This is a genomic window from Microbacterium sp. ANT_H45B (genome assembly GCF_008369345.1).
Lineage (GTDB): Bacteria > Actinomycetota > Actinomycetes > Actinomycetales > Microbacteriaceae > Microbacterium.
This window is the reverse complement of sequence record NZ_VOBK01000002.1, coordinates 761,900-783,133: the sequence shown is the minus strand read 5'-3', so window position 1 is coordinate 783,133 and position 21,234 is coordinate 761,900. Positions and strand designations below refer to the sequence as shown.

24 protein-coding genes, 1 other RNA gene and 1 pseudogene are annotated in these 21,234 nt (G+C 67.5%); 19 read left to right on the top strand and 7 right to left on the bottom strand.

What is annotated here, in order from left to right:
• Positions 1-36: 36 nt before the first annotated feature.
• Complete coding sequence (locus FQ142_RS10315) at positions 37-576, bottom strand: NUDIX domain-containing protein (RefSeq protein ID WP_149423201.1); 540 nt, start codon at positions 574-576, stop codon at positions 37-39.
• Positions 577-612: 36 nt separating this feature from the next.
• Between FQ142_RS10315 and FQ142_RS10310 the strand changes: the two genes are divergently transcribed.
• The 17 genes from FQ142_RS10310 to FQ142_RS10230 all read left to right on the top strand — a co-directional run bounded on the left by FQ142_RS10310 (position 613) and on the right by FQ142_RS10230 (position 16,472).
• On the top strand, positions 613-1,059 hold the full coding sequence (locus FQ142_RS10310; RefSeq protein ID WP_188042366.1) for an EF-Tu/IF-2/RF-3 family GTPase: 447 nt from the start codon (positions 613-615) through the stop codon (positions 1,057-1,059).
• Positions 1,060-1,088: 29 nt separating this feature from the next.
• Positions 1,089-2,066 carry a 4-hydroxy-tetrahydrodipicolinate synthase gene (dapA, locus tag FQ142_RS10305; RefSeq protein WP_149423199.1) on the top strand — a complete coding sequence of 326 codons (978 nt, stop codon included), beginning with the start codon at positions 1,089-1,091 and terminating at the stop codon, positions 2,064-2,066.
• Positions 2,067-2,134: 68 nt separating this feature from the next.
• Positions 2,135-3,811 carry a ribonuclease J gene (locus FQ142_RS10300; RefSeq protein WP_056416885.1) on the top strand — a complete coding sequence of 559 codons (1,677 nt, stop codon included), beginning with the start codon at positions 2,135-2,137 and terminating at the stop codon, positions 3,809-3,811.
• A 69-nt stretch (positions 3,812-3,880) separates the two neighbouring features.
• Complete coding sequence (locus tag FQ142_RS10295; RefSeq protein WP_149423198.1) at positions 3,881-4,375, top strand: GNAT family N-acetyltransferase; 495 nt, start codon at positions 3,881-3,883, stop codon at positions 4,373-4,375.
• Between the two features lie 79 nt (positions 4,376-4,454).
• Complete coding sequence (locus FQ142_RS10290; protein ID WP_149423197.1) at positions 4,455-7,196, top strand: FtsK/SpoIIIE family DNA translocase; 2,742 nt, start codon at positions 4,455-4,457, stop codon at positions 7,194-7,196.
• A complete protein-coding gene (gene pgsA / locus FQ142_RS10285) occupies positions 7,196-7,771 on the top strand; it encodes a CDP-diacylglycerol--glycerol-3-phosphate 3-phosphatidyltransferase (protein WP_149423196.1) in 576 nt (191 codons plus the stop codon). Before FQ142_RS10290 ends, pgsA begins: the two co-directional genes overlap by 1 nt.
• Entirely contained in the window at positions 7,762-8,250 is a 489-nt protein-coding gene (locus FQ142_RS10280; protein WP_410477439.1) for a CinA family protein, read from the top strand. The genes pgsA and FQ142_RS10280 overlap by 10 nt, the downstream gene beginning before the upstream one ends.
• 141 nt (positions 8,251-8,391) lie before the next feature.
• Entirely contained in the window at positions 8,392-8,700 is a 309-nt protein-coding gene (locus FQ142_RS10275) for a helix-turn-helix domain-containing protein (protein ID WP_149423194.1), read from the top strand.
• Positions 8,701-8,721: 21 nt separating this feature from the next.
• A complete protein-coding gene (locus FQ142_RS10270) occupies positions 8,722-8,946 on the top strand; it encodes a DUF3046 domain-containing protein (protein WP_056416901.1) in 225 nt (74 codons plus the stop codon).
• 264 nt (positions 8,947-9,210) lie between these two features.
• On the top strand, positions 9,211-10,254 hold the full coding sequence (recA, locus tag FQ142_RS10265; protein WP_056416904.1) for a recombinase RecA: 1,044 nt from the start codon (positions 9,211-9,213) through the stop codon (positions 10,252-10,254).
• A 484-nt stretch (positions 10,255-10,738) separates the two neighbouring features.
• Positions 10,739-11,233, top strand: coding sequence for a regulatory protein RecX (locus FQ142_RS10260; RefSeq protein ID WP_262492119.1), 495 nt, complete (start codon positions 10,739-10,741; stop codon positions 11,231-11,233).
• Between the two features lie 135 nt (positions 11,234-11,368).
• Positions 11,369-12,916: a tRNA (N6-isopentenyl adenosine(37)-C2)-methylthiotransferase MiaB gene (gene miaB / locus FQ142_RS10255; RefSeq protein WP_149423193.1), complete on the top strand. Its 1,548-nt coding sequence runs from the start codon at positions 11,369-11,371 to the stop codon at positions 12,914-12,916.
• Positions 12,913-13,869: a tRNA (adenosine(37)-N6)-dimethylallyltransferase MiaA gene (gene miaA / locus FQ142_RS10250; protein ID WP_149423192.1), complete on the top strand. Its 957-nt coding sequence runs from the start codon at positions 12,913-12,915 to the stop codon at positions 13,867-13,869. Before miaB ends, miaA begins: the two co-directional genes overlap by 4 nt.
• A 43-nt stretch (positions 13,870-13,912) precedes the next feature.
• Entirely contained in the window at positions 13,913-14,440 is a 528-nt protein-coding gene (locus FQ142_RS10245; RefSeq protein WP_149423191.1) for a dihydrofolate reductase family protein, read from the top strand.
• Positions 14,441-14,466: 26 nt separating this feature from the next.
• Positions 14,467-14,910 (top strand): GNAT family acetyltransferase, encoded by a 444-nt coding sequence (locus FQ142_RS10240; RefSeq protein ID WP_149423190.1) that lies wholly within the window; start codon positions 14,467-14,469, stop codon positions 14,908-14,910.
• A 36-nt stretch (positions 14,911-14,946) separates the two neighbouring features.
• Positions 14,947-15,819 carry a diaminopimelate epimerase gene (dapF, locus tag FQ142_RS10235; protein ID WP_149423189.1) on the top strand — a complete coding sequence of 291 codons (873 nt, stop codon included), beginning with the start codon at positions 14,947-14,949 and terminating at the stop codon, positions 15,817-15,819.
• Entirely contained in the window at positions 15,819-16,472 is a 654-nt protein-coding gene (locus FQ142_RS10230) for an HAD family hydrolase (RefSeq protein ID WP_149423188.1), read from the top strand. Before dapF ends, FQ142_RS10230 begins: the two co-directional genes overlap by 1 nt.
• A gap of 18 nt (positions 16,473-16,490) precedes the next feature.
• On the opposite strand, the gene FQ142_RS10225 is transcribed toward FQ142_RS10230, so the two are convergent.
• Entirely contained in the window at positions 16,491-17,132 is a 642-nt protein-coding gene (locus tag FQ142_RS10225; RefSeq protein ID WP_056416926.1) for a class I SAM-dependent methyltransferase, read from the bottom strand.
• A gap of 68 nt (positions 17,133-17,200) precedes the next feature.
• On the opposite strand from FQ142_RS10225, the gene hflX reads away from it, so the two are divergent.
• Complete coding sequence (gene hflX / locus FQ142_RS10220; RefSeq protein WP_149423187.1) at positions 17,201-18,709, top strand: GTPase HflX; 1,509 nt, start codon at positions 17,201-17,203, stop codon at positions 18,707-18,709.
• Positions 18,710-18,745: 36 nt separating this feature from the next.
• Here hflX and FQ142_RS10215 read toward each other — a convergent pair whose 3' ends face one another.
• A complete protein-coding gene (locus tag FQ142_RS10215; RefSeq protein ID WP_149423186.1) occupies positions 18,746-19,414 on the bottom strand; it encodes an SIMPL domain-containing protein in 669 nt (222 codons plus the stop codon).
• A 141-nt stretch (positions 19,415-19,555) separates the two neighbouring features.
• Between FQ142_RS10215 and ssrA the strand changes: the two genes are divergently transcribed.
• Positions 19,556-19,925: a transfer-messenger RNA gene (ssrA, locus tag FQ142_RS10205) on the top strand.
• 111 nt (positions 19,926-20,036) lie between these two features.
• On the opposite strand, the pseudogene FQ142_RS17675 reads toward ssrA, so the two are convergent.
• The 4 genes and pseudogenes from FQ142_RS17675 to FQ142_RS10190 all read right to left on the bottom strand — a co-directional run.
• Positions 20,037-20,213, bottom strand: a pseudogene (locus FQ142_RS17675) (tyrosine-type recombinase/integrase); the annotation flags it as partial.
• Positions 20,147-20,479: an Arm DNA-binding domain-containing protein gene (locus FQ142_RS17750; protein WP_410477433.1), complete on the bottom strand. Its 333-nt coding sequence runs from the start codon at positions 20,477-20,479 to the stop codon at positions 20,147-20,149. The gene FQ142_RS17750 and the pseudogene FQ142_RS17675, both read right to left, overlap by 67 nt.
• A gap of 1 nt (position 20,480) precedes the next feature.
• A complete protein-coding gene (locus FQ142_RS10195; RefSeq protein WP_149423185.1) occupies positions 20,481-20,939 on the bottom strand; it encodes an ImmA/IrrE family metallo-endopeptidase in 459 nt (152 codons plus the stop codon).
• Positions 20,936-21,223: a hypothetical protein gene (locus tag FQ142_RS10190; RefSeq protein ID WP_149423184.1), complete on the bottom strand. Its 288-nt coding sequence runs from the start codon at positions 21,221-21,223 to the stop codon at positions 20,936-20,938. Before FQ142_RS10190 ends, FQ142_RS10195 begins: the two co-directional genes overlap by 4 nt.
• Positions 21,224-21,234 lie beyond the last annotated feature (11 nt).

The window sequence follows — 21,234 nt, the reverse complement described above, 5'->3', positions numbered from 1 at the left end:
GCTCGGAGCGATCGCCCTCGGGCGCACCGACGCCGTTCAGCGGAATCTGCGCAGGTGGATGCCGGCGTAGGCGAGCGCCGCCACGGTCTCCCCGTCGGTGATGCGCCCGTCGGCGATCATGCGCAGCGTCTCGGCGAACGGCACCCAGCTGACGGCATCGATGCCCTCCTCCGCCTGCGTGCGCGTGGAATCGTCCGCCGAGGTCAGGCTGCGGGCCAGGTACACGTGCTCGGGTGCATCCGCGATGCCGTTCAGGGCGTTCATGGTTCCGAGCGGCGTCCAGTCGGCGGCGACGAACCCCGTCTCCTCGAGCAGCTCGCGCTTCGCGGCCACGAGAGGGTCCTCGCCGTCGCTTCCCCCTGCCGGCACCTCGATCGAGACGCCCGTCGTGTACCGCTCGAGGGTGACGAGGCAGATCCGATCCTCGTCGTCGAGCGCGATCACGAAGACAGCCGGATGCCTCATCGTCACCACGCCGTAGATCCCGTCGCCGGCGGGGCCCGTGACCTGGTCCTCCCGCACCTCGATCCACCGGTTCGCGTAGACCGTCGACGACTCGTGTGTGACCCATGTCATGGTGTCGAGCCTAGGTGGCTCCGTAGGATCGTCCGTATGGGATGGCTGTTCGGAAGAAAGCGAGACGCCGAGGACGCGAACGAGGTGCTCCGGCGGTACAACGAGGCCGAGGCCGCGCGACTCACGGCGATGACCTCCGGTGCCGCGCCGGAGCCGGCGGTCGACGACAGGACGCGCCCTGCGGCATCCGGCATGCTCTCCGTGCACTCGACCGGGGCGGAGTTCCAGGTCGAGGACGTCTTCACGATCACAGGGCGCGGAATGGTCGCCACGGGCACGATGAGATCAGGCGTGCTGCGGGTGGACGATGACATCCAGGTGCTGCGTGAGGGCGTCGTGCAGGCGCAGACACGCATCACCGGCATCGAGATGTTCCGGAAGCATGTGAAAGAGGCCACGGTCGGTGAGTTGGTGGGTCTTCTACTCCGCGAGAAGATCGCCGTCGCCCGCGGCGACGTCATCCGCCCCGCCCCGTCTGCGTGAGCAGCAGCCGAAGCGATACGCTGGGGGGCATGACGCATTCGGGCAATCCCTTCGGACAGGTCCTCGTCGCGCTCGTCACTCCGATGACGGCCGACGGCGAAGTCGACTGGCCCGCCGTCGAGAAGCACATCGACGACGTCATCACCGCGGGTGCCGACGGCATCGTCGTGACGGGGACGACGGGGGAGACCTCCACGCTCACCGACCCCGAGAAGCTCAGGCTCGTCGAGGTCGGCAAGTCCGTCTCGTCCGGGCGCGCGAAGATCATCACCGGCGGTGGATCGAACGAGACCGCGCACGCGATCGAGCTGTATCGGGCCAGCGAGAAGGCCGGGGCGGACGGCATCATGATCGTCACCCCGTATTACAACAAGCCCACGCAGGCGGGGATCCTCACGCATTTCCGACTCGTGGCTGACGCCACCGATCTGCCGGTCATCCTCTACGACATCCCCGGGCGCACCGGCGTGCCGATCAAGTACGAGACCATCCTGCGCCTCGCGAAGCACCCGAACATCCTCGCGGTGAAGGATGCGAAGGGCGACTTCTCCGAAGTCAGCCGCGTGCTGAACCAGACCGATCTGATGTACTTCTCCGGCGACGACGCGAACGCGCTCCCGCATCTCTCGATCGGCGCCACCGGCCTGATCGGCGTGACCGCGAACATCACCGCCACCCCGTACCGCACGATCATCGACGCGGTGAACCGCGGCGATCTCGCCACAGCCACCGTCGAGCACAAGCGTCTCGAGCCCCTGGTGCGCGCGGTCATGACGCACGTGCCGGGAACGGTCGCGGCGAAGTACATCCTGCACGGCCTCGGGCGCATCTCGAGCCCCCGCGTGCGTCTGCCGCTCGTCGGTCCCGAAGAGTGGGAGGCCGCCCTCATCGAGGACGAGCTCGACCTCGTCAGCGATCTCGCCGGTGCCGACTTCTCCAACTTCCGCCCCGACCGCAACGCGGCCGCGGGCGGCGCCCTGCCGAAAGTGCACGGCACCACCCGCTGACACCTGACGCGCCGAGGCGCGTCGTAACGAACGAACGGATGCCTCGGGCATCCGACTGAGGAGACCACATGTCCATTCCGCTCTCAGAACCCGCTGCCCTCGCCGAGGGAACCCTCCGAGTGACCCCGCTCGGCGGACTCGGCGAGATCGGCCGCAACATGACGATCTTCGAGTTCGACGGAAAGATCCTGATCGTCGACTGCGGCGTGCTCTTCCCCGAGGAGCACCAGCCGGGCGTCGACCTGATCCTGCCGGACTTCGAGCCCATCAAGCACCGCCTCGACGACATCGTCGGTGTCGTGCTCACCCACGGCCACGAGGACCACATCGGCGCCGTGCCCTACCTGCTGCGCCTCAAGAGCGACATCCCGGTGATCGGTTCGGGCCTCACCCTCGCCCTCGTCGAGGCGAAGCTCAAGGAACACCGCATCAAGGCGTACACGCTGACGGTGAAGGAGGGGCAGAACGAGAAGGTCGGGCCCTTCGACCTCGAGTTCGTCGCCGTGAACCACTCGATCCCGGATGCTCTCGCGGTCGCGATCCGCACCCCCGCCGGCCTCGTCCTCGCCACCGGCGACTTCAAGATGGACCAGCTCCCGCTCGACGGCCGGATCACCGATCTGCGTGCCTTCGCGCGCCTCGGCGAGGAGGGCGTCGATCTCTTCCTCGTGGACTCCACGAACGCCGACGTCCCCGGATTCACCCCCACGGAGCGCTCGATCGGCCCCGTGCTCGATCAGGTCATCGGCAAGGCCCCGCGCCGGGTCATCGTCGCGAGCTTCTCCAGCCACGTCCACCGTGTGCAGCAGGTCCTCGACGCCGCCCACGCGCACGGCCGTCGCGTCGCCCTGCTCGGGCGGAGCATGCTGCGCAACATGACGATCGCCGAGGACCTCGGGTACCTGAAGGTGCCCAGCGGACTGCTGATCGACTACAAGAAGGCCAAGGACCTCCCCGACGACAAGATCGTGTACATGTCCACGGGGTCGCAGGGCGAGCCGATGGCCGTGCTCAGCCGCATGGCGAACCTCGACCACGCGATCGAGCCGGGACCCGGTGACACGGTCATCCTCGCGTCCAGCCTGATCCCGGGCAACGAGAACGCCGTCTACCGCGTGATCGACGGCCTGACCAAGCTCGGCGCGAACGTCGTGCACAAGGCGAACGCCAAGGTGCACGTCTCCGGTCACGCCGCCGCCGGCGAGCTCATCTACTGCTACAACATCCTCAAGCCCAAGAACGTCCTCCCCGTCCACGGGGAGTACCGGCACCTGATCGCGAACGCCAAGCTCGCCCAGGACACGGGCGTCGAGGCCGAGCGCACGATCATCGCGTCGAACGGCACCGTGATCGATCTGAAGGACGGCGACGCGCGCGTGGTCGGGCAGCTCGACCTCGGATTCGTCTATGTCGACGGCTCGACCGTCGGTGCCATCACCGATGCCGACCTCAAGGACCGTCGCATCCTCGCCGAGGAGGGGTTCGTCTCCGTCATCGTGGTCGTCGACGCCGCCACCGGCCGGATCATCTCCGGGCCCGAGATCCACGCCCGCGGCATCGCCGAGGACGACTCCGTGTTCGACGACGTGACGCCGAAGATCATCGCCGCGCTGAAGGAGGCCTCCGGCAACGGAGTCCGCGACACGCATGCGCTCTCGCAGGTGATCCGCAGGACCATCGGTCGCTGGGTGAACCAGAAGCTCCGTCGCCGTCCGATGATCGTCCCGCTCGTCATCGAGGCCTGATCCTCGGCCGCGACCCCGTTCACAGCCGCGCGTCATGCGGCTGTAACGCGGGCGTCGTACCCTCCAGGCATGCCGGACGCCTTCTCGATCCGCACCGCCACACAGGCGGACGGGAGCTTCCTCGGCGACATGGTCGTCGAGGCGGCGAACTGGCGTGCGGGGGGAGCCCGCGCGCGACATGAGATCCTCACCGCCGTCGAGCACCGTCGCTACGTGGCGGGGTGGATGCGACCGGCGGATGCGGGCTTCGTGGCTGTCGACTCCGACGACGGGCCGATCGGGGCGGCCTGGTACCGGATCCTCGCTCAGGACGACCCGGGATTCGGGTTCGTCGGCACGGCCGTGCCCGAACTCATCATCGGGGTGCGGCAGGTATGGCGGGCGCACGGGGTCGGTCGGGCGCTCCTGCGACGGCTGGTAGCCCATGCCCGCAGCCAGGGGCATCCCCGGATCAGCCTCAGCGTGGAGCACGACAACTTCGCGAAGACGCTCTACCGCTCCGAGGGCTTCATCGTCACCGAGTCGGGACCCGCGCGCGACACGATGGTGAATCGGATGTCCTGACCGTGCCGCCGGGGCGCGGAAGCGTCCGGAATGCCGCGTCATTACGGGGAATGTCGGCCTCTCGCCGTAACGTGAGAGCATGGCCAGGAGCACCACGAAATCAGCGCGCGCGTCCGAGAGCGCCACGCCTCGCCCGAAGAGGCAGGCCGCTCCGAAGGCTCAGGCGGCGCCCAAGAAGTACATCGACGAGATCGACAAGCCTCCGGTGGCGGTGCGGGTGTGGAACGGACTCGCCCACGGCGTGGGCGGACTCTTCCGGGCATTCGGGCCCGAGACCCTCGAGAAGGACGATCGCCGCGACGGCTTCCCGTTCCTGCTCGTGCTGCTGGCGATCGCCGGCGCGGTCAATGAGTGGTTCTTCATCGGCAACGAGGTCGCTGCGAACATCAGTGCCTACTCGGTGGGGCTTCTCGTCGGGCGCGTGGCCTTCGTCATGCCGGTCCTGCTCCTCCTGCTCGCCGGCTGGCTGTTCCGCCACCCGTCGTCCGTGCACGACAACGGACGCATCGGCATCGGGTTCGGGCTGTTCATCCTCGCTCTCGCGGGGTTCTGCCACACTGCGGCAGGCCGCGCGGATTCCGCGGGTCTCCTCGTGCGTCCGCAGCCCAAGGACGGCATGCCCGCTCTCAGCGAGGCAGGCGGTCTGTTCGGCTGGATGCTCGGGGAACCGCTGTCCTACCTCACCCCGATCGGCGCGTACATCCTGCTGTCGGTCCTCGCCGCCCTCAGCGTCCTGATCCTCACGAAGACGCCGCCCAACCGCATCGGCCAGCGCCTCGGCGACCTGTACGCGTGGATGTTCGACGCGGAGCGCACCGAGAAGCCCGCCAAGGACGCCGCATCGATCGACGACGCCGACAAGGTCGACGACCCCGATGTGCTGCCGTGGTGGCGACGCAACAAGACCGGACGCGAGGAGGACCCCGACGAGGGCACCCTCGGCTCCGACGACATCACGGCCCTGCTGACGACCGCTGAGCCGACGCCCGCCTACGATCAGGCCGTCGTCGTCGAAGACCCCTACGACGCGGCCACCGAGGTGCTGTCGGAGGTGCGCGCGGTCGCCGACTCGCTCGCCGGGCAGCAGACCACGGCGCTCCTCGACGACGGGTCCGACACCGGCGAGGCCCCCGAGCTTCCCGGTCTCGACGGCTTCGGAACGGCGGGGCCGGGGGAGCGCGGGCCGCAGGCTCCCGTCGCGCCGTACATCCTGCCCTCTCCTGGTCTCCTGGTCGAAGGGCCGCCTCCGGTCATGCGATCCGAGGCGACGGACAAGGTGATCGAGCAGATCACCAGCGTGCTGACCCAGTTCAAGGTCGATGCCAAGGTGACCGGCTTCTCGCGCGGTCCGACGGTCACCCAGTACGAGGTCGAGGTCGGTCACGGCGTCAAGGTCGAGAAGATCCTGCAGCTGAGCAACAACTTCGCGTATGCGGTGGCCTCCAACGATGTGCGCATCCTCTCGCCGATCCCCGGCAAGAGCGCCATCGGCATCGAGATCCCCAACGCCGACAAGGAGATGGTCGCGCTCGGCGACGTGCTCCGCTCGCCCGCGGCGCACAAGAGCACGCATCCCATGACCATCGGCGTCGGAAAGGACGTCGGGGGCAACATCGTCATCGCGAACCTGGCGAAGATGCCCCACCTGCTCGTGGCCGGATCCACCGGCTCGGGCAAGTCGAGCTTCGTGAACTCCATGATCACGAGCCTGCTGATGCGCGCGCGACCCAGCGATGTGCGGATGGTCCTCATCGACCCGAAGCGCGTCGAGCTGACGAGCTACGCGGGGGTCCCGCACCTCATCACGCCCATCATCACGAATCCGAAGAAGGCGGCCGAAGCGCTGCAGTGGGTCGTGAAGGAGATGGACATGCGGTACGACGATCTCGCATCGTTCGGTTTCCGACACATCGACGACTTCAACCGCGCGGTCCGCGCCGGCGAGGTGCAGCTTCCGGTGGGCAGCGAGCGCGTGCTCAAGCCGTATCCGTACCTGCTCGTGGTGGTCGACGAGCTCGCCGACCTGATGATGGTCGCCCCGCGTGACGTCGAGGACTCGATCGTGCGCATCACGCAGCTCGCGCGCGCGTCCGGCATCCACCTGGTGCTGGCCACGCAGCGTCCGAGCGTCGACGTGGTGACCGGCCTGATCAAGGCGAACGTGCCGTCCCGGCTCGCCTTCGCGGTGACCAGTGTCACCGACAGCCGGGTCATCCTCGACAGCCCCGGAGCCGACAAGCTGATCGGACAGGGCGACGCGCTCTTCTCTCCGATGGGTTCGTCCAAGCCGTTCCGTCTGCAGGGAGCGTGGGTCGACGAGAAGGAGATCGACGCCGTCGTCAAGCACGTCACGCGTCAGGCCCGCCCGGACTACCGGCCCGACGTGCAGGAGGCCCTGGAGCCGACGAAGAAGAAGGAGGTCGACGAGGACATCGGCGACGACCTCGAGCTCCTTCTCGCGGCCGCCGAGCTCATCGTCTCGTCGCAGTTCGGTTCGACGTCGATGCTCCAGCGCAAGCTGCGCGTCGGTTTCGCGAAGGCCGGACGCCTCATGGACCTCCTCGAATCGCGAGAGATCGTCGGACCCTCGGAAGGATCCAAGGCGCGCGACGTGCTGGCCACGGCCGAGCAGCTTCCCCAGGTCATGGCCAAGCTGCGCGGTGATGATGCTCCTGCCGCGAACGCCGCGCCGACGGCTGTCGGAGCCACGGCCGCTGGCACGCCGCACGATCCGGTCGAGGCACAGTTCCAGGGTCTGCCCGTGGTGGAGTCCGATGACGACGGCGATGAAGACGCCTGGGGATTGACGGGGCGCGACTGATGGGCATCCCACGCCAGCTCCCGAACGCGATCACGGTCGCTCGGATCCCGCTCGCCATCGTCTTCTTCGTCGTTCTCCTCCTCGGCGGAACGTACGGCATCGAGAGTCTCGCGATGCGATGGGTCGCCGGAATACTCTTCATCGTCGCGATCTCGACTGACTGGGTCGACGGCTACCTCGCCCGACGCTTCGACATCGTCAGCGACTTCGGCAAGCTGTGGGATCCGATCGCGGACAAGCTCCTCACCGGGGCCGGTTTCGTCGGACTGGCCATTCTCGGCGAACTGCAGTGGTGGCTCGTGATCGTCATCCTGATCCGCGAGGTCGGCATCACGGTGCACCGCCTGGTCGTCGCGAAGGAGCACGTCGTCGCCGCGGCATGGATGGGCAAGGTGAAGACCGCCGTGCAGGGCGTCGCACTCTCCTGGGCGCTGCTCCCGTTGCACGTGGTGATCGGTGCAGAGCTGTGGATAGTCATCACGGCGATCCTGATGATCGCGGTGCTGATCCTCACCGTCGCGAGCGGGATCGATTACATCGTCGCGCAGGTACGAGGGTCCCGGCGATCGTCGTGACCGCATCCTCCGCGGTCGTCGCAGCGCTCTCGGCGCGCGGGTGGACGCTGGGAATCGCCGAGTCGCTCACCGGCGGAGCCCTCGCGGCTGAGGTCGTCGCGGTTCCCGGAGCGTCGACCGTTCTTCTCGGCGGTGTCGTGGCGTATGCGACGCCTGTCAAGCACAGCCTTCTCGGCGTCGATGCAGAGCTGCTGGCGCGCCAGGGACCCGTGCATGCCGAGGTCGCTCTGCAGATGGCCTCCGGAGTGCGCCGAGCGGTGCAGGTGCACGGACGTGACGCCGATGTCGGTGTGTCGACCACCGGCATCGCGGGCCCCGACTCGCCCGACGGCCAGCCCGTCGGAACCGTGCACATCGCCGTCGTGACACCGGAGGCAGCGAGTGCAGAGGTCTTCGGGTTCTCGGGGGATCGGGCGCAGATCCGTGCCCTCACGGTCGAAGCCGCACTCGCGCTGCTCCTGCGCGTGGTCAGGGAATAGGAGCGGGCGATCGACGGTTATCTGCAATGTGCTCACACGGAAACCACAGCGTGCAAGGGTAGATTTTGTGAAGTTCGGTAGGACTAGACTGGCGGTCTCATCGAGGCAGACCTCGATCGGACGACTTGGGAGGAGGTTCCGATGATTCTTGTACGACAGGAAATCGGCGATGTGCTGAGGGACTTCCGCCTGCAGAAGGGGCGCACGCTCCGGCAGGTTGCGAGCAAGGCTTCTGTGGCCCTCGGTTACCTCAGTGAGGTGGAGCGCGGTCAGAAGGAGGCCTCGAGCGAGATCCTCGCATCGGTGGCCGACGCCCTCGACATTCCGATCTCGATCATCATGCGTGAAGTGGGAGACCGGATCTCGGTCCTCGAGGGCATCCAGGTGTTCCCGGATGTCGTTCCCGACGACCTCGTCGCATCGGTCGAGCCCGAGCTCTCGCTGCACTGACGCCCGGATCCCCGGACTCGCATGCGTCGTAGCGAATTCCTCCGCGCCGTCGATGCCGAGTTCGGCGGCCGTGCATCCTCTCTCGTCAACGACCTCTCCCTCCCTCAGCTCTCGGGTCGTACGGCCGACGAGGCTCTCGAGGCCGGCGTCCCGCCCCGTGACATCTGGTCGGCGCTCTGCGTCGAGACCGATGTCCCGCTCGAGCGGCGCCACGGAGCCGGACGGCTCGAGCCGCGCGGACGCTGACGTACCCACCCGTCATTCGTTCGGTAGGACGCGCCGTGGAATCGGCGTGTCGTCGAAGATGTGTTCGATATCGGCGTAGTGTTCTGCACAAGTGGTTCAGCGGAACTGTTCTCCCGAATTCTCGGTACCGACGACGCAATGTCGGAGGTGCCTCGTACGGTGAGGAACAAGCCGAAGAGCCATACGCCTTGTCGGAGAGTTCCGCCCAGCCGGGAGGACCGCGACAGCCTACAGGCGGCACCATGCGAGCATTAGGAGCACGACATGCCATCACCCGCTGACCGCGAGAAGTCCCTCGAGACCGCACTCGCACAGATCGATCGTCAGTTCGGAAAGGGCTCGGTCATGCGGCTGGGCAGCGACGAGCGCGCACCCGTCGCCGTCATCCCGACTGGCTCCATCGCCCTCGACGTCGCGCTCGGCGTCGGAGGACTGCCGCGTGGACGAATCGTCGAGATCTATGGACCGGAATCCTCCGGTAAGACGACGCTGACTCTGCACGCGATCGCCAACGCGCAGCGCGCCGGCGGCATCGCCGCCTTCATCGACGCCGAGCACGCGCTCGACCCGGACTACGCCGCCAAGCTCGGCGTCGACATCGACGCCCTCCTGGTCTCCCAGCCCGACACGGGTGAGCAGGCACTCGAGATCGCAGACATGCTCGTGCGCTCGGGAGCCATCGACCTGATCGTCATCGACTCGGTCGCCGCGCTCGTGCCGCGTGCCGAGATCGAGGGCGAGATGGGTGACTCGCACGTCGGACTCCAGGCCCGCCTGATGTCGCAGGCGCTGCGTAAGCTCACCGGTGGTCTCAATCAGACGAACACGACGATGATCTTCATCAACCAGCTGCGTGAGAAGATCGGCGTCTTCTTCGGTTCGCCCGAGACCACCGCCGGTGGAAAGGCACTCAAGTTCTACGCCTCCGTCCGCATGGACATCCGGCGTATCGAGACTCTGAAGGACGGCACCGACGCAGTCGGAAACCGCACCAGGGTCAAGGTCGTCAAGAACAAGATGGCCCCTCCGTTCAAGCAGGCGGAGTTCGACATCCTCTACGGAGTCGGCATCTCGCGTGAGGGCAGCCTGATCGACTTCGGTGTCGAGCACGCGATCGTCAAGAAGTCCGGCTCGTGGTACACCTACGACGGCGATCAGCTCGGTCAGGGTAAGGAGAACGCCCGCACGTTCCTCCTCAAGAATCCTGACATCGCTCTGGCGATCGAGACGCAGATCAAGCAGAAGCTCGGCATCGGCGGAGCCTCCGAGGCTCCCGCCGATGAGCTCGCCGAGCGCCGACCGGCGTGATCATCGGCCCGCGTCAGCTCCTCACTCGGAGTGAGCGATGAGTGATCACGGGGGCGAGCCGGAACAGCTCGCCCCCGTGATTCCGCTGTTCGGTCGGACGCCCCGTGTGACACCGGCCGACAGCGGGAGTGCGGATGCCGTCTCTACGCCGGCGCGTCCAGCGACCGAACCCGCAGACGGTGCCGCCGAGAGTGCAGGTGCCGGGAGCGCAGGCGTCGACAGCCAGCGCAACGCTGCCGATGGCATCGGTGCGTGGCGATCGACGTGGAGTGGCGGTTCGGCGACGGCAGGTGCAACGGCAGGTGCAGGTGCAGCGACGGGTCCGCGTGACCCGAGCGAGCGTCACCCGGCACGAGGAGCAGCGGCGAGATCGACTCCCAGGCTGCGGGCGCTGCACACGGGCGAGGACTCTGCAGGAGTCGAGGATTCCGCAGGAGGCCGAGAGGCGCCGGACGCCGATGCACTGCGTGAGGCGGCAGAGCAGGTGCTCGTACGCAAGCTCCGCTCCCGTTCCCTGTCCATCTCCGAATCGCGCATGGTGCTGAAGGGGTACGAGCAGGATCGGATCAGGCTCGAGACCGGTGTGATCGACGACATCATCGATGACTTCTGTCGGCGAGGGTATCTCGACGACGCCGTTCTCGCGGACCAGCTCGTCACCTCCGGGGTCGGACGCAAGGGGCAGGGCCGGGTCGCGCTCTCGCGGGCACTCTCGCAGAGAGGCCTCCCGCGCGACATCATCGACGCGGCGCTCGACGAACTGCCCGACGACGATGCGGAACGCGCGCTGGAGTTCGCGAGGTCCAAGGCGCAGAGCCTGTCCCGCCTCGACGCTGACACCGCACTGCGGCGACTGGTGGGTCAGCTCTCGCGGCGCGGGTACAACGGCTCGGTCGCCATGAACGCCGCCAAGACGGCACTCGCGGAGTCATCGTTCCGTGGACCGCGGTCCGGTGTGCGTTTCGTCGACTCCGACTGACGGTACGACCGCGCCGGATCATCCGGGACTGCGTCGGCGGGAGCCTTGGGGAGGGCGGCGTGCGCATCAGGGTTGCGTCGGTCCGGCGGCCCGCACACGGCATCCGCGATTAGGCGATCGTAGAATGGGAGGACCATGACTATTCCGCGCAGTGAGCCGACGATCATCAGTTCGTCGTCGGCGACAATCGACCTCGACGGACGCCAGCGCTCCTACGAAGTGCGTACCTTCGGATGCCAGATGAACGTCCACGATTCCGAGCGGCTGTCCGGCTCTCTGGAGAGCGCCGGGTATGTCCGCGCCACCGAGGGCGACGAAGCCGACGTCGTGATCATCAACACCTGCGCGGTCCGCGACAACGCCGCAGGCAAGCTCTACGGAACCCTCGGCCAGCTCGCTTCGGTCAAGCGTCGGAAAGACGGCATGCAGATAGCCGTCGGCGGCTGCCTGGCCCAGATGGACAAGCAGGCCGTACTCGACAAGGCACCGTGGGTCGACGTCGTCTTCGGCACACACAACATGGGCTCCCTGCCGGGGCTCCTCGAGCGTGCGCGTCACAACGGCGATGCCGAGCTCGAGATCCTGGAATCGCTCGAGGTCTTCCCCTCGACTCTGCCCACGAAACGGGACTCCGCGCACAGCGGCTGGGTGTCGATCTCCGTCGGATGCAACAACACCTGCACGTTCTGCATCGTCCCCAGCCTGCGCGGCAAGGAGAAGGATCGCCGACCGGGCGACATCCTCAACGAGATCCGGCTGCTCGTCGATGACGGGGCGATCGAGGTCACCCTGCTCGGCCAGAACGTCAACTCCTACGGCGTCGAGTTCGGAGACCGCCAGGCCTTCGGCAAGCTCCTGCGCGCCGCCGGCGAGATCGAGGGCCTCGAGCGCATCCGCTTCACCAGCCCGCACCCGGCGGCGTTCACGGACGACGTGATCGACGCGATGGCCGAGACCCCGAGCGTCATGCCGCAACTGCACATGCCGTTGCAGTCGGGCAGTGACAGCATCCTCAAGGCGATGCGGCGCTCGTACCGCAGCGATCGCTTCCTCGGCATCCTCGATCGCGTGCGGGAGCGCATCCCGCACGCGGCCATCACGACCGACATCATCGTCGGTTTCCCGGGGGAGACCGATGCGGACTTCGAGGACACGCTGCGTGTCGTCGAGAAGGCGCGATTCTCGAGCGCGTTCACCTTCCAGTACTCGATCCGCGAGGGCACGCCGGCGGCGACCATGGGTGACCAGGTCCCCAAGGCGGTCGTTCAGGAGCGGTACAACCGCCTGATCGCGCTTCAGGAGCGGATCTCCCTCGAGGAGAACCAGCGCCAGGTCGGCCGCGAGGTCGAGGTCCTCGTCTCGACGGGCGAGGGCAAGAAGGATGCCGAGACGCACCGGCTCACCGGGCGCGCTCAGGACAACCGGCTGGTGCACTTCGAGATCACGCCAGGGTCGGACGTTCCGCGCCCCGGTGACGTGGTGTCGGTGATCATCACCCACGCGGCACCGTTCCACCTGCTCGCCGACGATCCCTCCGCTGCGCCTCTGCGCATCCGTCGCACTCGCGGCGGGGACGCATGGGAGCGCGGCCAGGCGGAGTCCTGTGCCGTTCCGGCGCCGAGTTCCGGTGACGGGGCGCGGGCGGTCTCGCTCGGACTCCCCACCCTGCGCGTCGGCGTGTGACTTCCGCGCACGAGGCGGCGGACCCCACACCCTCCCGCGACCTCGGAGCTCCTCGCCTCTGGGCGATCGTCGGTGCGACGGGGACAGGCAAGAGCGATCTCGCTCTCGATCTCGCCGAGGCACTGCGCGCACGCGGCAACCCCGCGGAGATCGTGAACGCCGACGCGATGCAGCTCTATCGCGGCATGGACATCGGTACCGCGAAGCTGCCGCTCGACGAGCGCCGCGGTATCCCGCATCATCTCTTCGATGTGCGTGACGTCGACGAGGACGCGGCGGTGGCCTGGTATCAGCCGCTGGCGCGGGCGGCGGTCTCGGAGATCCAGCAGCGTGGAGGGGACGCCATCCTCGTCGGCGGCTCCGGTCTGTATGTCTCGAGCGTCGTGTTCGACTTCGCCTTCCCCCCACGAGACCCCGTCATCCGTGAGCGTCTCGAGCAGGAACTCGCGGTCGAGGGCGTCGGGGTGCTGCTCGATCGGCTCCGCCTGCTCGAACCCGAGACGGCGGCGCGGGTCGATCCACGGAACGATCGACGGGTCATCCGTGCTCTCGAAGTCATCGAGCAGGGGAGCCGCACGCACGGAGCTGCACTGCCGGAAGCCCCTGCTCTCTGGCAGGAGCACACGCGGCTGTGCGGACTCCATGTCGATCGCGGCGTCCTGGTCCACAGGCTCGATGCTCGAGTGGAGGGGATGTGGCGCGCAGGTCTCATCGACGAGGTGCGCGAGCTGCGCGAGCGGGGGCTCGAACGGGGGACGACCGCCCCTCGCGCGATCGGGTACGCCCAGGCGCTCGGACAGCTCGACGGGCGCCTCACAGAGCCGGAGGCCATCGCCGAGACACAGGCGCTCACCCGCCGCTACGCGCGTCGCCAGGTCTCCTGGTTCAAGCGCTACCCGGGACTGACCTGGCACGAGCCTCCGGTCGACGCGAAGACGCTGCTGCGCCTCTGACGCACGCCCTCCTGATGTCGGTGGCGCGTGCAAGGGTCGGAGCATGGCCATCCACTACTACACGTCCAGCAGCCTCGACGGATTCATCGCCACAGACGACCACTCGCTGGACTGGTTGCTGACTCAGGACATCGACCCCGAGGGGTCGATGTCGTACGCGGCGTTCGAGAAGTCCATCGGAGCATTGGCCATGGGGGCCTCGACCTTCGAGTGGGTCATGCGGCACGAAGAAGGGCGTTGGGGATACACGCAGCCCACCTGGGTCTTCACCCACAGAGAGCTCGATCTGCCGTCGGGCGCCGATATCCGCGCAGTGCAGGGCGACGTGGCGGACTTGCACCCCGACATGCTGGCCGCCGCGGACGGCAAGGACATCTGGATCGTCGGGGGAGGAGATCTCGCCGGGCAGTTTGCCGACGCCGGGCTGCTCGACGAGGTCTGGGTCCAGTACGCCCCGGTCACCCTCGGGTCCGGGGCGCCCCTGCTGCCCAGGGCATTGGACCTCGAACTCCTCGAGGTCGCACGCAACCGCGCCTTCCTGTGCGGTCGGTACCGCGTGCGACGAGGCTGAGAGCGGGCCGATCGTAGACTGGAGCCATGAGCTGGGCGGTACGGGCGTTCGAACGCGCTGACACGGAACCTGTGGTCGCGCTGTGGACGGAAGCCGGACTGACCCGGCCCTGGAACGATCCGCGACTCGACATCGAACGCAAGCTGCGGGTGCAACCGGAGCTGTTCCTCGTCGCCGAGGACACCTCGGGCGATGTCGGCGAGTCCGCCATCGTCGGCACGGTCATGGCGGGATATGACGGCCATCGGGGATGGATCTACTACCTGGCCAGCGCGGAGTCCCACCGTCACCACGGTATCGCCCGGGCACTGGTGCACGAGGTCGAACGACTGCTGGAGGAGATGGGCTGCCCGAAGGTCCAGCTCATGGTGCGAGAGGGCAACGACGGAGTCCTCGCCTTCTACGATGCTCTGGACTACGAGCCCTTCTCGGTCACGAACCTCGGCAAGCGGTTGATCGTCGACGGGTGATCGGTCTGGGCTGAGGGGCGACTCTAGACTGGACACATGGTCGCATTCACCAAGGGACACGGCACCGGCAACGACTTCGTCATCATCGCCGATCCCGAGGGTGCTCTCGAGCTCACCTCGGAGCAGGTGGCGGTCCTGTGCGATCGACACTTCGGTATCGGCGCCGACGGCATCCTCCGCGTCGTGCGCTCCGCCGCGATCAACGAGGGCCGCGCGTCGTTGCTCGAGGAACCCGCCGCCGAATGGTTCATGGACTACCGCAACGCGGACGGGTCCATCGCCGAGATGTGCGGCAACGGCATCCGGGTCTTCGCCCACTATCTCGTCCGCTCGGGGCTCGCGACCATCGAGCCCGGATCGACGCTGCCCATCGGCACGCGGGCGGGGGTTCGCGACGTGACCCGCAGCGAGACCGGATACCAGGTCGACCTCGGGCTGTGGAAGCTCTCCGGCGACGACCCGCTCGTGACCGCGGAGGGGCTGTCGGTCACCCGGCCCGGACTCGGAATCGACGTCGGCAACCCGCACGTGGTCGTGGCCCTCGCCTCCGAGGACGAGCTGGCTTCACTCGAGCTGCACCGTGCACCGGCGCTCGACCCGATCCTGCCTGCCGGAGCGAATGTCGAGTTCGTCGTGCCGGGGGAGCCCCTCGTGCGTGACGGGATCGGCCATGTCACCATGCGGGTGTCCGAGCGGGGAGTCGGCGAGACGCTCAGCTGCGGCACCGGCGTCGCGGCCACCGCTCTCGCGGTCAGGCACTGGGCGGGGGAGAAAGCCCCGAACCATTGGCGGGTCGAGGTTCCGGGGGGCACGCTCGGCGTGCGGATGTTCCCGGCGGAGGACGGCGAGCACGTCGCTCTCTCCGGCCCCGCACAGCTCGTCTACAGCGGCGAGGTCGACTTGATCTGATGCGGTTCTCGAGCCCGTTCGACCTCGTCATCTTCGACTGCGACGGCGTCCTCGTCGACAGTGAGAAGCTCTCGATCGAGCTGGATCGTCGGGTCCTGGCAGACCTCGGATGGTCGCTGTCGCACAGCGAGATCCTGCACCGGTTCGTCGGACGGTCGGCTGCCCACTTCCGTGCGGAGATCGAGCGCCACCTCGGTACCTCGCTCTCCGAGGACTGGGAGGCCCCGTATCAGAGCTGGTACGAGGACGCCTTCTCCCGCGAACTCACCGCCGTGCCCGGTGTGGAGTCGGCGCTGGATGAGATCCCGACTCGCACCTGCGTCGCGTCCAGCGGCTCTCACGCGAAGATCCGGCGCACGCTGGGCCTGACCGGGCTGCACTCCCGTTTCGCTGGACGGATCTTCAGTGCGGATGACGTCGTGGAGGGCAAACCCGCCCCCGATCTCTTCCTGCATGCGGCGGACAGCCTCGGAGTCGCTCCAGGACGCTGCGCCGTGGTGGAGGACAGCCGGTTCGGCGTGCAGGCCGCGCGGGCCGCGGGGATGCAGGTCTTCGGGTACTCCGGCGGTCTCACCCCGCCAGAGTGGCTCGAGCGCGAGGGTGCGACGGTGTTCTCGGACATGCGACGATTGCCCGCACTGCTGCGCGGGTGAACATCCTCGAGCCCGGACTCAGACGAGGGCGATGGGCTCGGTCGGGGGACTGCCGTGCTTGCGGACCTTGAGCACTCGATAGCCCTTGGAGGTCGTCGTGCGGTGGACGCTGTAACCGGGGCTGAACGTCGCGGCGATCCACCTCTGCAGCGAATCGGCGCCGAGGTTGCGCTGCACCACCAGCCACGCATCGCTGCGCTCGTCGAGGCGGGGTATCCACTTCTCCAGCAGTCCGTGCAGCTCGTTCTTGCCGACCCTGATCGGCGGATTCGACCGGATCGTCCGGAACGTCACGTCTGCGGGAACATCCTGCGGGAGCGAGGCGTTGACATTGGTGAGGCCGTGCGCCGCCGCGTTCCGACGAACGAGATCGAGTGCACGCTCGTTCACATCGACGGCCCACACCGTCGAGTGCGGAGCGGCGAGGGCCATCGAGAGCGTGATGGGACCCCATCCGCTTCCGAGGTCGAGAAGGTGACCTCCCGGCGGTACGGGAGGCATGTTCGCGAGTAGGACGGCAGTACCGGCATCCAGCCGATCCGGGCTGAAGACGCCACCGGCAGTGGTGACGGACAGCTCTCGGCCTGCGAGCGTCACGCGGATCGGACGCAGGTTCTCGGGGCTTGCCGGGGCCGCAGTGAAGTAATGGTCGGACCCCATACCGTGAGCGTAGCGGACACCGCGGGCTAAGGTTAAGGACCGCAACGAAACCCAGAGATTAGGAACGGATGACGGATACCACCTCACACTCCACCGGCGACGAAGCAGTCGATCGGGTACTTGCGAACGCGGAGAAGCGGACGGAGGCTCGAGTGTTCGGCGCCGCACAGGCGCTGCAGGACCGATCGACGGCGTCGCACGCGTCGTCGGACGGCGACCAGTGGGACTTGGAAGACCGCCACGCGCTGAGGCGCGTCGGCGGGCTCTCGACCGAGCTCGAAGACGTCACGGAGGTCGAGTACCGCCAGCTGCGGCTCGAGAACGTCGTCCTGGTGGGCGTGTACCCTCAGGGCGCTCAGGAGGATGCCGAGAACTCGCTCCGCGAGCTCGCGGCTCTCGCAGAGACCGCCGGCGCCGTCGTGCTCGACGGCGTGCTGCAGCGTCGCCCACACCCCGACGCCGCCACCTACATCGGGCGTGGCAAGGCGCAGGAGCTCAAGGACATCGTCGCGGCCACCGGTGCCGACACGGTGATCGCCGACACGGAGCTCGCGCCCAGCCAGCGCCGCGCTCTGGAGGACGTCGTCAAGGTCAAGGTCATCGACCGCACCACTGTGATCCTCGACATCTTCAGCCAGCACGCGAAGAGTCGCGAAGGCAAGGCGCAGGTCGAACTCGCGCAGCTCGAGTACCTGCTGCCGCGTCTGCGCGGCTGGGGTGACTCCATGAGCCGTCAGGCCGGTGGCCAGGTCGGCGCCGGCGGAGCCGGTATGGGATCCCGTGGACCGGGTGAGACGAAGATCGAGCTCGACCGCCGTCGCATCCGCACGAAGATGGCGTTGCTGCGCAAGCAGATCCGCGATTTCGGTCCCGCTCGCGAAGCGAAGCGCGCGGAGCGCAAACGCAACACGATCCCCTCCGTCGCGATCGCCGGATACACGAACGCCGGCAAGTCGAGCCTGCTGAACGCTCTGACGAGCGCCGGCGTACTGGTGGAGAACGCGCTTTTCGCGACGCTGGATGCGACGGTGCGCCGTTCCGAGACCTCGGACGGCCGCGTCTACACCCTCACCGACACGGTCGGATTCGTCCGGAACCTTCCCCACCAGCTCGTCGAGGCCTTCCGTTCCACCCTCGAGGAGGTCGGCGACGCCGACGTCGTGCTGCACGTCGTCGACGGTTCCCACCCCGACCCGGCGGGCCAGCTGCAGACGGTCCGCGATGTGATGGGCGACGTCGGCGTGCGCGACATGCCCGAGCTCGTGGTCTTCAACAAGGCCGACCTCATCGACGACGACGACCGTCTGGTGCTGCAGGGCCTCGAGCCCAAGGCGCACTTCGTCTCGTCGCGGTCGGGCGAAGGCGTCGAGGAGCTGCGTGCCGCGATCGAAGAAGCGCTGCCGAAGCCCGCGGTCGAGGTGCACGCGGTCGTCCCGTACGACCGAGGCGACCTCGTCGCGGCGATCCACGAGACGGGGATGCTGCTGTCGGTCGAGCACAGCGAGGACGGCACGGTCGTCCATGCACGGGTGTCGGAGCGGCTCGCCGCCGACCTGGCTCCGTTCGCCGCAGCCTGACGTCGTCCGCCCGGGGCCGAGCCCCGGACGGGCGGCTCAGCGGGCGATGAACCGCGCCTCGACGGTCGCCGTGATGACGATCTCATCGGGCTCGTAGGCCATCGACGCGCCGGTCATATCGCCCGATTCCTGAACCATGCCACGGAATTTCGCCATACCCGCGGCGGGATGTGCGGCGGTGGGCGTGATCAGCCCGACATCCGCGATCTCGACGGGCTCGACGTCGTGGAGTCCGAGTGCGGTCGCATATGCGCGGGCCCTGGCCACGGCCACCCCGACCGCCTCGGAGGCGACCTCGCTCTCGAGCCGGGCGTTCGTCTCGGGAGTGAGGTGCCAGTTCACCCACCCGACCTCGACGCCGTCCCATGGCGACACGTCCGAGACCCAGAGGGAGAGTTCGGATGCCTCGGTGAAGGTCGCCGTCAGATCGATGCTCGCGTAGTGCACCGGAGCGAGCCTCTTGCCCTCGTTGTTCCAGGGACGCTCGGCGCGCACGGACAGGCGCGTGCTCGTCCAGTCGACGACGGCGCCGGACTCCTTGCGCGCCGTGATGCTGTCGCGGACCGGCTCGGTGAGGCGCATCGCATGCTCGACGACGGAGGCGCGCTCCGGGCCCTCGGAACGCACACTGACGCGGATCGTGGCGCGCTCGGGGGCGACGCGGATCTCGTGTTCGCCGCGGACGGTGACGGTGACTTCACTCATGGGGCGACTCTACGCCAGCGCTTCGTCGGCGAGTGGAATGGCGGAGCGCGGTCGGACGTTGTAGTCTGTGATGCTCGGGCACTTCGGTTCCGAGCAGGTAATTCCACAGTGTGACAGCGGCTCCTTCGAGAGAAGGAACACGGGGCTGATCGGTTTCGACAGCGCCTGTTAATCCACGAGAAGCGGGCCGAGGATGCAGAGTTATCTCGTAAACGCTCTCTGCAAAAAAATAGTTGCCGAAACCAAGCGCAACGACTTCGCCCTCGCTGCATAAGCGAGCCCGATAGTCCGTCAGGCCGTATGTGATTCCGATACGGATCCTGGCGTCATTTAGGAATCTTGCTGCGTGATGGCGTCTGGACGTCACGTGGGACTCTTCCCAGGCTGGGCTTGTCGACTTAGGTGTCTGTGACAAAGGTCGGAGCCGAGTAGAACGTCTGCACAGACTGCGCCCGGAGAAGACGTGGAGTCTCAGCGTTGGACGGGGGTTCGATTCCCCCCAGCTCCACCAGGTCGCTGTCACAGGAAAGAGGCCCGCCTCCCCAGCAACCACTGGGGAGGCGGGCCTTTTTGCGTTGGCGGCGAGCCCTGCCCGCACTTCGCTCACATCTGCTGCTGTCGCACGTTCGTAGAGTCGGTTCGCGATGTCGTCGAGGTCGTCGTCGAAGAGGTCGGGATACGTGTCGAGGGTCATAGCCGCGGACTTATGGCCGAGTATTCGCTGCACGGCCTTCACATGCACGCCCGAGCTGATGGCGAGCGAGGCTGCGGTGTGCCGGAGGTCGTGAGGCGTGAGCCGCTCGAGGCGCGCTTCGTCTGTCGCTCTCGAGAACCAGGAGCCTGCGCCTTCGCTCGTCTTGGCGCGGCGGAGATAGTGCCCGCTCGCGTCTTGGGATCGAAGTACTCGCCAGTGGCCTTCGAGACGGTCACCGAGGCAAGGAAGAGCTCGGCTTCCTTCTTGGTGCGGAAGCCTCGCTTGTCGGTTTGCGACTTATCCGGCTTGCGATACCGGACTCGGTGACGCCGCCCGCCCGCTGTCTCGTAGGGCGTGATCGATCCCGCCATGTCAGGCGACCTCGATGCGCTCGTGCCACTGGCCGGCGCCCATCTGCGGGTCGACGTACGTGGTGTCTCCGATGCGCTGCAGTAGCCCTTGGTACGCGAGGACGATGCTCTTCATCACGCCGAGTTCGACGGCCATGCCGGCTGCGCGGCCGTGGTGTACTCCCTCGAGGTAGCGGTACGTGTCGAGGTCGATGAGGCGGAGCGCAGCCCATTCCTCGGCTCGCCGTTCCTGCTTCGCGTTGACCGGCCTGAACTTCGACGGGACGTCTCCCCACAGGGCATGCGCCAGCTCGTGCGCGAGGACGCTGCGGTGGTGCCGTGAGTGGATGCCGGGGCGGAGGTAGATCACTCGGCGCGCGTGGACGTACTGTCCGTCTCGGTCGGCGGGGAGCGATCGGTATTCGATGTGGACGTCAATGGCGTCGGCGAAGTCGAGGAGTCTCTGATCGATGGGGGTCATTGCTCGTCCGTGGGTTCCGTCTCCGCCGGCCGTGCGACCGCGGGCAGTTCCTCATCCTCATCGGAGCCTCTGACATCGCGAGTGGGGAACTGGTGGGTGGTCGCCTCGGTGACGGCCTCGCTCATCGGCTTGTCGAAGAGCGAGCCGGTGTCGGTCACGCCGAGCCGTCGGCCGACATCGAGCACGAGTGCTTCGTCGGTCGCAGCGTGGAGGGCGTTCTCGATGTCGCTGATGCCGATGTCCTCGGGGGCGAGGTGCCCGGTTGCGAGGAGGGCTGTGAGCACCGGGCGCTTGT